Genomic DNA, 11,100 nt, shown 5'->3' with positions numbered 1-11,100 from the left:
GCTGAAAGACGGTAAAATAGATACCGCCGTTGTTCATATGCTTGTCCTGTACGTTGCCCTCTACGTCCTGAATATCCAGACCCTTTAAGTAGATGTGATCCAATGTTCCGCTATTCTGGGCTACGACCGCCACGCCGGTACGGTTCATCATACTGCGAGCGTTATACGCAACGTCGATATCCAGATTGCGGTTGGTCATGGCGATATTGTTGATTTCGATGTATTCGCAGTCGTACAACAAAATGGAGGAGGACACATAGCCGCGATAGACATGCTGGGCATTGTCCAGCGTTGTGCCGTAGTCCTGATACCAGATGCCCTGCCCATTGGTGTTGATAACCGGCAGGCTTGCCCCGTCGCCATAGGCGTCAATGACAATTGGCGCATCCGAGGTGCCCTTTACCTCGCGAAGGTGCAGAAATTCATTGTTGAAAATAGAACCCCGCTCCAGATATACTTTATCGCCAGGCTGGAGCGTAATGTTCTTTTCTTCCAGCATGTGCAGCGATGCCCACGCTTGCTCCTGACTTGTTCCGCTGTTGTTATTATCCCCATGAAGCGTACTGAAATAATAGGTCGTTCCGCTTCCTGCGGCGCCAGCCTGAATGGGAAGCCAAGATAGCGCACCCACTGTGGTTACTATCTCAATCAAGAGCATAAATACAGTCAACCATCGTTTTTTCATTGCTTGTTTCCCCCATTTCTTTCGTAATGTTTTTGATACGTTATTTTCCATTAACTTCCCTCCATTTCTTTTATGATGAATGTTTCCAATTCGGGCAGATCTGCCTCTATATCCAGTGAGTCGGCGGTCTGCTGAAGCAAATCTTGATAGCGTTCTCTCCGCATCTGACTCAATATTACACTTTGGACCTGTTCAAAGGACTGATAGTCATATTCCACTCGGCTGGTACATTGGATAAGGAACAAAAAACCATTGAGTTCCATCAAGCCTGTGTCTTCTCCCGGCTGGAGGTCCCACCCCAACTCCATCACATCCCCGATCGCCCGGCTATAAGAGGCCGCCTGATCAGAGAGGATATCCACATGCGTCACATAGGGGCTGAGCGCACCATAGGCCACCGCCTTCTGCTGCAAATCTTCTCCTTGCCTGATTTCCTGAGCCAGCTGATCGGCCTGTGTCTGAATCGTCTGCTTCTGGCTATCCTCTAATTGGTTCAGATCTACTTTCAGGTAAGAAAACGATATATCGTCATACTTCTGGTACTGGTCGAGATGCTCTTGATAATACTCATGTAATTGGGACTGACTGATATCCATGCCAGGATAGTCTGCATTCGAGCCATATTGCGAAGCGATCCAATCCGTCTCGTAAGGGAGATAGGTCTGTAGGGTATATGATTGCAGACCGTAGACATGTTCACCGGCCTCCAGTTTGGCGCGGCGCTGGGCATTTTCTGCTTCCATGCGCTCCATCACGCCTCCCAATCCTCCTTGCAGATCCAAGCCGCATGATTGGGCCATCTGGTAAGCGGCAGCCAATTCTTGCAAATCCTGCATAGTGCGTTCTAACAGAGCTTGAGCTGGAGATTTTCCATCAACTTCTGTACGCCAGAAAGAGGACTGCGCGGTAGAAAGCCCTTGGTTTGCGTACATTGAAACAACATCGGAGCGATTTTGCTGCAATATTAGCTGGAACACCTCTGAAGGTATGGTTTGTCCGCCTATTTTTAGCGAAAGCGCAGGCTGAGAGGGTTTTTTCAAAAGGAGCGCAAGTACAGTAACGCAAAGCGCCAGACCAGCCACAGTAATAATCCCCCATAACAAGGTAGAGCGAGCAAACGGCTTCGAGTGTTGCCACTGGCGTTGGGGGGCATTTTTCTTCTTTTTCCGGGAATTGGCCATAAGTCACCTCATGATCATGTTGTGATACAATCACTGTATCGGAGCAAAAAGCCAAAAACGACGCAACATCCTACAGTTTAAATTAAGTATACGTCTATTCCTATGATATTTCTTATTCAATTCTGAACAAAACGAAAAGTTTTTATATAATTTTGCTTGTCAACATTTTTTCTAACTATACGCAAAAAAATTTCATCAAGTTTTGTTAGTTTTAACTAAAACATTTGAATTTGTTTATGGTTTTGCGTATAGCCTATCTCTAAGTAGGGCCATATGTAAGTTGTCAAACGCATGATCAGGCAAATTATAGGTATCTTACCACAATCATTTTATTATGCAGCTAATAGCACTTGCATCTTTGCGAGGAAAAAGCTAAGATAAAGATAATGATTTTTTATATTTTTTGTTAAAATGCTGACACGGCTATGACTATTACTTTATGCCTGCCGTGTCACCACTGTCGGTGATGTATCTCTTTTGGGACAGGAGGTGTTTTGATCGTGTATACCTATCCGGCGCCCGCGATAGTTTTGAACAACGCTATTGCACAACAATTTCCACCCCATTATCGCTTTGATACCCACTTTCACCGTTCTGTAGAGCTGCTGTTATGTACAAGCGGAACCATCTCGTTTGCTATTCAGGGCAGTGAGCAGATCTTAAAACCTGGGCAATACATTATTATCTTTCCCAATATTCCGCATGATACTGTTGCCCCCGATGATGCAACTGCACAAGCCTTACACATCCATTTTTACGTTAAATCAGCTTATTCACTTTACGGAAGTCAGGATTCTCATGGAGAGATGCCCTTTCTAATGGAGTTAATGCTCAACCGACGGCCTTTTTTTCGCGAAATATGCTCTGCTCAGCTCCGGGCATGTCTGGAGTGTATTTTTGACGAGTTTTGTATTCCTGGGCAAAACAGCGACCGTCTTATGCAGCTGTATTGTGAACAGCTGATTCTGCTGCTAAGCCGAGATCTTCTGGCGCAATGTAAATCAAGTTCGGATGTGTACAAAAATAACTATCTGATGGATGCCATTTTATATATTAACCAGCACTGTTCAGAAAAGCTGGTAGTGGAGCAAATTGCAAAATATGCTGGCGTATCCCAACGATATCTCACAAAACTGTTTCAAAAATACTTGGATTTGAGCATCTCAAGCTATATAACATTCATTCGTATCAGTAAATCCATCGATTATAAGTGCAGTAATCCCAGCGCTACCTTAGCAGAAGTCGCCACAGAATTTGGATTTTCCAGTCAACAGCATTTTTCCAAGGCATTTAAATATACTATGGGGGTAACACCCAGAAATTATTTTATGGAGCGCATGAACATCGATAGAGCCCGTTAAAAATATGGATAGTCTGGGTATCTCGCGAGAGCCCCATATCTATTCTTTGAATGACAGCCTCCATACTTTTACGGCAAGGCAATGCTTATCGCATCGTTATACCTGCCGTTCTTCATGGATAAGGTATACATAGTTAATCGAAATACCACAACTCCCATCATTGTAGAGTGCATCCGTGAATCCCATAACAAGGCCGGATTTATGCAAAAAGAAGTCGCTGACCGCCTTGGCATAACCTACCGGGCAATCAGCAACCATGAGCACGGAATAAACCGTATTCTTCTATGGACGTTATCGCGCACTATTGGTCGGGCGGTGGACACCGCCTATATATAACGGATTCATCGTTCGATTCTCCTTATGTGATTTTTTAACAATCTGTTATAGCATTTTCATTTTTCAAATACTGACCCCCTATGCTTTGCTTTTGTCGAATTTAGTTGAATTCTTGCCATCTGCCATTCATACTGATTGCAAACCGAATCACCAGAATGGGGGATGAAAAATGCAAGAAAAAATACAATGGATGAATTACTATCTCGAATATTGTAAAAAACAAAAAAATCTAAACGATAAGACGATAAAAGCCTACCGAATAGATTTGAAACAATTTATTGACTTTTTAGAAGCGAAAGGATTAGAAATTTCAACTCAAAGCGTACGCGCTTTCGTCATGTTTCTGCACGATAGCTACCAAGCGCGGAGTATTAAACGGAAAATTGCTTCCATTAAGGCATGGAGCAGCTTCCTGTTGGAAAACCGGCTTATCATCGATGATCCGTTCTATCACTGTCATATTAAAATCAGACAGCCAACCCTTCTGCCTCGGACAATTCCGCTGCGCGTGATTGAAGCGGTTTTAAAAGCAGTGCATGAAGCAACTCGTAAAGCAGATACAATAATTAGCAAACGTCAGGCATGGCGTGAAGCTGCGGTACTCGAGTTGTTATTCGCAACTGGGATGCGGGTCTCCGAGGTATGTGGTTTGCAAGCTGATGACGTAGATTTGTTGGAGCGATGCGTCCGCATTTATGGAAAGGGCTCTAAAGAGAGGATGATCCAACTGGAAAATGCCGAGGTATTAAGTACGCTGGACACCTACAAGCAGCTTGAACCTTCACAGCCCGGGGAGCCTTTTTTCAAAAATCGCTTAAATCATCCCTTGTCTGATCAGTCTGTACGCTTGATTGTACGTAAATATGCTACAAAAGCAGGCTATACCGCACATATTACCCCTCATATGTTTCGACATTCCTTCGCCACTTTCTTATTGGAAGCAGATGTGGACATCCGATACATACAAAAATTTTTAGGCCACAGTTCCATTTCTACGACTCAGATTTACACATTTGTAGCAGCGGCAAAGCAACGAGATATTCTTGCTGCCCGGCATCCACGGAATAAGTTTTCTTTTGAATAATAAAACGCTTGCACTTAGCGGTTCAATCGCTATGTGCAAGCACTTTTTAATGCAGGATAATCTGTCATTATCTCTAATTTGTGCATTAGTGAGGTCATAGATATGGATGAGGTTTTTAGTGGTTATAAGCCACTTATTCCTGAAGGAATTGTTGTATTTATATCTGGTGTTCCAGGTGTTGGGAAGACAACCATTTCATACGAACTACTAAAACGTTATGAAGAGTTCAGAATTATTCAGGAAACTGATCTGATTAGGGAAATTTTAAGAGGTTATAATGAGTATTTGGATGAAATTTCAAATAATTCAGATATCGTTAAAGAGATATGTGAGAAAAATCCCATCCCAGATCACATGAAAATTTTTAATTACACGGAACTGAAAAACCAATGTTCAATTATAAAACAATCGATCGAGAAAATTGTTGAGCGGCAACAAAGGAAGGGGATTCCATCTATTATAAATGGTGTTCATATCGTACCTGAAGTGTTAAATGGAATCGTTCAAAACAGGAATGTAGTCTTTATAAACTTATATATAAAAACCAAAGAATCTTTATCTTTGAGACTTTGCGGGAGAGATGAACGCAAATATAAACCGTTTCTAGACATATCATTCGAAGCAAACTGTTCTCTTTATGATAGTACGCAAAAATTGTCCCAAGCGTTTCCTTCTGTATTTAAAAATATTGATGTAACACATTTGACAGTGGATCAAGTTGTATGTAGTGCTATAGAGTTTATCAACTTGAAAAGAGGTTAAAACATTTCCTTGGCGTTGTTCCAAATAACCTCAAACTTGTTGATACATTCCTTTCCTTTATCTGTCTTTATACTAAATATTTCAAATCCTGTATTAGTTAGTAATTGGGGTACACCATTTGAATCAAAAACCGGCCTCGAATATAAAATACAGTTGTCTAGCCTAATTATTATTTCTTCGCGTCTATGAGAATATGATCGAAAGCATTTCTTCAATTCTGTGTTTTTTCCCACGACAGATTGTGCTCTGAAAATAGACGAGTTCAACTCGGAAAGAAAAATTTCTTGCTGTTTATGTGCCCGTTTTACTTCATCCGAAGTTGGGTCAAGGAATAGGCACCTAAAATCAATACCATCCATCCCTAATTTACTGTCAAAAGCCTTTTCATCTAGATAACGAAAAAAATTATTATAATTTCCGCTAAACAGCTTCATATTTTTCCTTCCATATATCCACAGATACTTCCCAGTGTATAAGAAGGAATCAATTATTATTTTATATAGTTCAAAACTTTCAAAGCCAGTCAAGAAAAAGGCGGATCTTTCTCTGAAATATGGGTTTTGCATGGAGAATGATCCGTCATTGAGTAGTCTTTCGATTAAGTCTTCACACTCTACATCAACTACCCTATTTTTTTCTTTTATTTCAAGAATCTCCTGATGAAATTGAGTGATTTTTTGCCTGTTTTGGGGAGTGTCTTGGACATCAAAGGATTTCATAAATTCTGAAACAAAATTGGGTCCATGGAACCGAATTTCACGAGCAATGTTCATAGGATTGTCAATCCATGAGTGCCAATTTGAATCAAAATCAAAGAGAAGCGGGATTACTTTTTTTCTGCATCCACGAGCATATCCCGCTTCAAACAATAGCCAGGGTGATCTTTTTGTTTCCTTAGTAAAGCATATAACTAACTTATCACATTGGTTTATATTTTCAATAATCTTGCTCTGGACATCCTCTCCACCACCTATATCCATTTCTGAAACGAAAGCTTTGATATTTGGATCTATACTTTCTAGCAATTGCTTGATTTTTATTGCGAACTCCATACTCATTTGCTTTGACCAACTAATAAAAATCTTCATTTATTTTCTCCTTTTACCCAAATAAAAAGCGATTGGTGGTTACCTTAAAGAGTTTGATAATGACAGATTATCCTGCATTATATATTAATATTATACCTTATATTTCACAATATTACAATATTTTCCCAGATGAAAACACAGAAACTCTCACCCCTTCTTTCATACGCAGACTTTTATTTAAGGCAACACCACACAGAACAAGTATGTCCAGTGGTGCAAAACATGGTAAAGTGGAATCCAGCAATCAGATGCCGGATGGCGATGCGCTATGACGATTCCGCAATTTGCTGATCAAGCATGTCCTGCAGAAAAACTGTTTGCCCAAGTGGTAGGGTTGCTGTAAAAGCGTGGTCTTCTGCTGAAAAGGGAACGATTGTGGATTCTACATTAATTTCTGCACCCTCATCCACGAAAAATGGAGAAAAGAAGCGTAATCCAGAGACACATTCGGTCAATAAGAACCTTTGGCTATAAGGCCCACATAGGCATAGACAAGGACAGTGGTCTGGTGCATACGATTCAAGACACCAGTATGATGTTACCATGGTGTCGGAGCTTCTGACCGGCGATGAGACGGTTGTATATAGCGACAGCGGGTATCTGGGCGCTGAAAGCGAGAAGGCGCAATGGTCTGCAACCATCAGGGGAAGCGGATCTGCTACAAGATCAACCGTCGTCCATCCCAGAGTAAGCAAGTCTCTCCATGCGCTCAGGCACAGATCAAGCGCCGTGAACGGGAAAAATCTTCTGTACGGGCCAAAGTAGAACATCTCTTTGCAGTCGTCAAACATCAGCTCCGGTATCGGAAAACTCTATACCGAGGCCTGCGAAAACAGATCGCAAAACTGAATATCATGTTCACCTTGGCGAATCTGACTCCATCTGCGATTATTGCGCGGTCAAACCGTTCTACTCATAGCAATTTGCTGGCAGGACGGTCTTTTTTCACTCATTGTGCGGTGTTACCCTAAACATTTCCTCTCACTGTTTTCTGCAATTCCGGCGTAGTATTCCGTACTTGTTTTCCTTTTTCCATAATAAAGCACCCCATTCGTTATTCAGTGTGCCACACTGTCTAACAAATGGGGTGCGTTTCACTTTCGTGACGGGTTTGCTTTTTTATTCTATTTTCAATGATTATGCCTTGCAGTTAGTCATCACCGTGTCGATCTATGCTGTCGGTTCAAAATCCGGCGCAGGCTGCGCGCGGTCATTGTCACTATAATGCCACCATTCCTTTTCATATCCGGTAAAGCCACAAGACTCCATTACTGATTCCAGCAGCACCGCATGTTCGCCTGCAGCCGCAGACACATCTTCATAATCCCGATCCGCCAGCGCGGTAAAATCGTCAAACCCAGAAGGCATCTCTACAGCCTCCCCATCGAGTGTCACCAGCGTGACGTCAACCGTGTCTCCGCGGGTATGCCCAGAATAGCCGTTAGCGGGATTTGCAACATAATTCCCGTCTGGATAAGTCTCCCACAAGGTCTGCTGCGAATGGGCCGAGCGAAACGCATCCCATATGCAAAGCCGGTAGCCTTGTGCCTTGAGCTGCTCCTGCGCATCCGACAGCTTGCTGACTGTAGCATAGCGCAGCCAAGCATCGTCATAGGCATAAATCACCGTGCCGGTAAAGTTATCCGTGGTGGCGTAGCGTAAGTCGACCGCGATATCCGGAATATAGTCCTGCACACGGACAAATTCCTGCGCGTCCTGCGGGGGACTCGGTATATCTGCGGCTTGCGTATCAGCCTCTGCCGTATCCGGTGCTGCAACGGGCATCCGTGCTTCATCCTCGGCTGCGGCAGCATCGACTGTCCCTTCCGGTGGAATATTCTGTTGCTCTTCCGGAGTGGTGCATCCTGATAGTGCAGTCAACAGCAGCACCGCCGCCAGCCAATACCGATAGTTCATCGGATTGTCCCCCTACGCTTATTCCTCGATTTTCATGGTTTCCATCTGTTCTTTTGTGATCCCGTTGCGCTTTCCATAATTCGTCCAATAGCTGGTGGACGCGCGGAGGAACATGTTTTTGGAAATCGGCATGGTAACCTTCCATGTTTGTGCCTTTTCCGCCGCAATAGCGGCAGCCAGCTTTTTCATTTTGGAACGAACCAGAATCCGAAACGGCGTGGACAGAATAGCCTCGCCGCTCCCGATTTTCAGAACCGAGCCAAACGGATAACCGTTTTGCTTGCAAAACAATCGTATCATCCGCACCGCGATATCATTCTGCTCCGGCTCCATAAAGCCGCAGTTGATGAGAACCGAAACACGCGGTTTCCACCGTGGCGCATTTTGCTCGAGTGTCTTGAGAAAATTCATCAATGTCACCGGCAGTCCGTCCGCGTAGAGCGGAAACACCAGCAATACATCCGAAAAATCCTCCATAGACTGGCACAGCTCTCTATGGTTATTTCTGGTGACGGCAAAGTACGACGTTTCTATGGGACATACCTTAGCAAACATCTCAGCGTACTGCTTAGAGTTGGATTTCGGCGCCCGTGGGCTTGCATTTATCAGCATTACTTGTCCCATGACTGCACCTCGCTTTGAACCACTTGGTCCACTTCCTGTTCCGACACAAATACCACACGCCAGCTTGTAAAGCTCATATTGTTTGCATTGCGCGCAACCAACTGCCGGAAAATATCCTTTTCTTCTTCTGACAAGTCACCGTAGCCGATAATGACTGCATGCTTGGGCTTAACATCCCGCTGTACATGATGCGTCTCCCCGTTCCACAGACGAATAAATGCCTGCTGCACCGGAATGGCTCGCTCCAGCATGGTTTTCATTGTCGTGTCGTAGCCTCCGTATTTGACCCTGCTGACATACAGCACCCTGTCGCTTTGTGCGATGCGGGGATAAACCTGCACAGCGTCGTCCCGAATGACACATTTTCCGGGCGTTTTCGTCCAGCAACCGAAACAGCCGACACAGTTGGCAATGTGCAGCGTTGACAGATCAATATATTCCGTGCAACTGTGGTCTGCTTTCATCAGGCTGAGCGGCCTATCGCTTAAAATTAGATTCATGCTTCTCTCCCGTTTTCATTCATACTCATTTCGTGTGTTTTATTATATCATACTTTTCGACGATTCCATATGTACATTTTATCCCATATCAAAATTTTGCTTTTTGAATTGCCGAATAGTGTGCGATTTTGCACATCTCCTGCGCAAAATACCACAAAAGAGGTTTTTGCAGTACACGCCTTCTCCCCGATAGCCCGCCCACTCTTTAGAGATACCTTCCCTGAGGATTTTCCCCTTATTACAGCTCCTGCTTTTTCATATATTTCCAAACACAAGTGTAAGATTCTCCCATCAAAATACCGCAGGGTTATACACCCTGCGGTATTTTAATCTCATTTTCAGGAGACAAAGCCGGAAGCATTTGCTTGCGACTTTTGCATATCGCGTTACTCCCCCATGACCTGAAAAACAATGTCACAGGTGTCACACTTGACCAGCGTCCGGTTTTGCCACGGACCGATGGTGAGTTCCCCTTCGACAAATGGAATCACGATAAACGGAGAAAGCAGCGCCGCCTTGATATGCGACAAGCCGTTGTCATTGGACTCCCTTACAGGCACTGCAAATACTGCCCGTACAGTGTCTTTGCCAAATCGGACGCATGCCGCTGCAGCGTCTGGCGGCTGATATAACCCCGCTGATACGCAATCTCCTCCAGACAGGCAATATAACGGCCGGTTTCATCCTGCACCCGCTTGACCTCCTGTGCGGAATCGAGCAAATTATCCGCTGTGCCGGCATCCAGCCAGACAAAATCCTTGTCCAGCTTCACCACACGCAGCGCACCGCGGCGCAAATACTCGAGATTGACGTCCGTAATTTCCAGCTCACCGCGCGCGGACGGCTTGAGGTTATGCGCGATTTCCATAACCGAATTATCATAGAAATAGAGTCCGGGTACGATATAATTGGACTTGGGATAGCGCGGCTTTTCCTCAATCGACACCGCACGGCCTTCCTCATCAAACTCCACCACGCCGAACGCGCGCGGATCGTCCACATGATACCCGAATACACAAGCACCTTGCCCCAAACGCAGCACCTGCTGCAAATAGCCCTCGAAATCGGGCGAATAAAAGATATTATCTCCCAGAACGAGGCAGACATCATCCTCGCCGATAAACTGCTCACCGATCAGCAGCGCGTCCGCGATACCGCGCGCCACCTCCTGCACCTCATAGGTGATATGCACACCGAAGCGTCCTCCCGAGCCAAGCAGCCGGTAAAACGGCCCTTCCTCTCCGGGTGGAATGATAATAAGAATGTCACGGATGCCCGCCTGCAACAGTACCGCCAGCGGATAGTAAATCATCGGCTTGTCATATACCGGCAGCAGAGGCTTGCACACCGGCCGTGTCATCGGATACAGACGCGATCCTTTTCCCGCAGCAAGAATAATTCCTTTCATATGGCATTCCTCAATCTATGTTCAGTATTGCGAACCCATTATAGCACATTTCAGGCCGGGTTTCCATAAAAAAATGACGTAATCTCCCTGTCTCCGCGCCAAATTCTCTTCGTCCCCAAATATGCGACCATGCAAAGCGGCAGCCCGCATCAGC

10 protein-coding genes and 2 pseudogenes are annotated in these 11,100 nt (G+C 44.6%); 4 read left to right on the top strand and 8 right to left on the bottom strand.

Translation table 11 applies throughout. The annotated features are described in order from the left end of the window. Nucleotides 1-685, bottom strand: a pseudogene (locus ACTQ3V_RS11290) (hypothetical protein); the annotation flags it as partial. A 50-nt stretch (nucleotides 686-735) separates the two neighbouring features. After that, nucleotides 736-1,866, bottom strand: coding sequence for a peptidylprolyl isomerase (locus ACTQ3V_RS11285; RefSeq protein ID WP_441467586.1), 1,131 nt, complete (start codon nucleotides 1,864-1,866; stop codon nucleotides 736-738). Nucleotides 1,867-2,366: 500 nt separating this feature from the next. Between ACTQ3V_RS11285 and ACTQ3V_RS11280 the strand changes: the two genes are divergently transcribed. The 3 genes from ACTQ3V_RS11280 (at nucleotide 2,367) to ACTQ3V_RS11270 (ending at nucleotide 5,409) form a co-directional block, all read left to right on the top strand. Next, nucleotides 2,367-3,227, top strand: a complete 861-nt coding sequence (locus ACTQ3V_RS11280) for an AraC family transcriptional regulator (protein WP_441467585.1) — start codon at nucleotides 2,367-2,369, stop codon at nucleotides 3,225-3,227. 505 nt (nucleotides 3,228-3,732) lie between these two features. Next, complete coding sequence (locus ACTQ3V_RS11275; RefSeq protein WP_441467584.1) at nucleotides 3,733-4,647, top strand: tyrosine-type recombinase/integrase; 915 nt, start codon at nucleotides 3,733-3,735, stop codon at nucleotides 4,645-4,647. Nucleotides 4,648-4,749: 102 nt separating this feature from the next. Further along, entirely contained in the window at nucleotides 4,750-5,409 is a 660-nt protein-coding gene (locus ACTQ3V_RS11270; protein WP_441467583.1) for a hypothetical protein, read from the top strand. On the opposite strand, the gene ACTQ3V_RS11265 is transcribed toward ACTQ3V_RS11270, so the two are convergent. Further along, nucleotides 5,406-6,497 carry a toll/interleukin-1 receptor domain-containing protein gene (locus ACTQ3V_RS11265; protein ID WP_441467582.1) on the bottom strand — a complete coding sequence of 364 codons (1,092 nt, stop codon included), beginning with the start codon at nucleotides 6,495-6,497 and terminating at the stop codon, nucleotides 5,406-5,408. The genes ACTQ3V_RS11270 and ACTQ3V_RS11265 overlap by 4 nt on opposite strands. Before the next feature lie 230 nt (nucleotides 6,498-6,727). Here ACTQ3V_RS11265 and ACTQ3V_RS11260 point away from each other — a divergent pair. Continuing rightward, nucleotides 6,728-7,372, top strand: a pseudogene (locus tag ACTQ3V_RS11260) (IS5 family transposase); the annotation flags it as partial. Between the two features lie 295 nt (nucleotides 7,373-7,667). On the opposite strand, the gene ACTQ3V_RS11255 reads toward ACTQ3V_RS11260, so the two are convergent. From ACTQ3V_RS11255 to rfbA, 5 genes are all read right to left on the bottom strand, one after another. After that, nucleotides 7,668-8,414, bottom strand: a complete 747-nt coding sequence (locus ACTQ3V_RS11255) for a M15 family metallopeptidase (RefSeq protein WP_441467581.1) — start codon at nucleotides 8,412-8,414, stop codon at nucleotides 7,668-7,670. A gap of 18 nt (nucleotides 8,415-8,432) precedes the next feature. Further along, on the bottom strand, nucleotides 8,433-9,038 hold the full coding sequence (locus ACTQ3V_RS11250) for a hypothetical protein (protein WP_441467580.1): 606 nt from the start codon (nucleotides 9,036-9,038) through the stop codon (nucleotides 8,433-8,435). Beyond that, nucleotides 9,026-9,538: a flavodoxin family protein gene (locus ACTQ3V_RS11245; protein ID WP_441467579.1), complete on the bottom strand. Its 513-nt coding sequence runs from the start codon at nucleotides 9,536-9,538 to the stop codon at nucleotides 9,026-9,028. The genes ACTQ3V_RS11250 and ACTQ3V_RS11245 overlap by 13 nt, the downstream gene beginning before the upstream one ends. A 386-nt stretch (nucleotides 9,539-9,924) precedes the next feature. Next, nucleotides 9,925-10,098: a YjbQ family protein gene (locus tag ACTQ3V_RS11240; RefSeq protein ID WP_441467578.1), complete on the bottom strand. Its 174-nt coding sequence runs from the start codon at nucleotides 10,096-10,098 to the stop codon at nucleotides 9,925-9,927. After that, nucleotides 10,089-10,946: a glucose-1-phosphate thymidylyltransferase RfbA gene (gene rfbA / locus ACTQ3V_RS11235; protein WP_441467577.1), complete on the bottom strand. Its 858-nt coding sequence runs from the start codon at nucleotides 10,944-10,946 to the stop codon at nucleotides 10,089-10,091. The genes ACTQ3V_RS11240 and rfbA overlap by 10 nt, the downstream gene beginning before the upstream one ends. Between the last annotated feature and the right edge of the window lie 154 nt (nucleotides 10,947-11,100).

This window comes from Candidatus Agathobaculum pullicola, from assembly GCF_052117205.1.
Taxonomy (GTDB): domain Bacteria; phylum Bacillota; class Clostridia; order Oscillospirales; family Butyricicoccaceae; genus Agathobaculum; species Agathobaculum pullicola.
This window is presented reverse-complemented; position numbering and strand designations above follow the sequence as displayed.